The sequence below is a fragment of the Salinifilum aidingensis genome, assembly GCF_054782015.1.
The window spans coordinates 1-601 of sequence record NZ_BAAGTH010000038.1; the positions used below are offsets into that span (position 1 = coordinate 1).

1 protein-coding gene and 1 pseudogene are annotated in these 601 nt (G+C 71.4%); both read left to right on the forward strand.

The window, feature by feature from the left end; genetic code table 11:
- A partial coding sequence (locus ACYVJE_RS23005; RefSeq protein ID WP_461146126.1) for a cytochrome P450 occupies positions 1-321 on the forward strand: 321 nt, incomplete at its 5' end.
- 22 nt (positions 322-343) lie between these two features.
- Positions 344-601, forward strand: a pseudogene (locus ACYVJE_RS23010) (family 2 glycosyl transferase); the annotation flags it as partial.

The following is a 601-nucleotide window of genomic DNA, read 5'->3' on the forward strand; positions in this document are numbered from 1 at the left end:
CGCGAGGCCCGGCTCGGCGGTGTGACGATCCCGGCCGACCAGATGGTCATGATCTGGCTCGCGGCGGCCAATCGGGATCCACGCCAGTTCCCCGACCCCGGCGTCTTCGACCCCGGCCGCGACCCCAACCCGCATCTCGGCTTCGGCCGCGGCATCCACTTCTGCCTGGGCGCGCCGTTGGCCCGGCTGGAGGGACGGGTCGCGCTGGACATCCTGCTCGACCGTTTCGGCACGCTGCGTACCGTCCCGGGCGACCCGGTGCAGTTCATCTCCTCGCCGTCCCTCACCGGAGTGCGCCGCCTTCCGCTCGTTCAGGGGTGACGCCGAACGGCGGAAGGTGCTGGTGGTCAACAGCATCGGCATGCGCATGCCCGCGCCCGGCCGCAGCACCCAGGTGACCAGGAAGATCCTGCGGAAGCTGCGCAGCGTGGCGATGCTCGTCCGGCGGCCGCTGCCCGACCTGCCGAACTTCCGCGTGATGTCCCCGCTGCCACTGCCGTTCTACGGTTCACCGTTGCTGCGCCGGATCAACGCGTTCGTGGTGCGGGCGCAGGTGCGGGCGGTGTGCCTGGCGCTCGGGCTGCGCGAGCCGGTGATCATG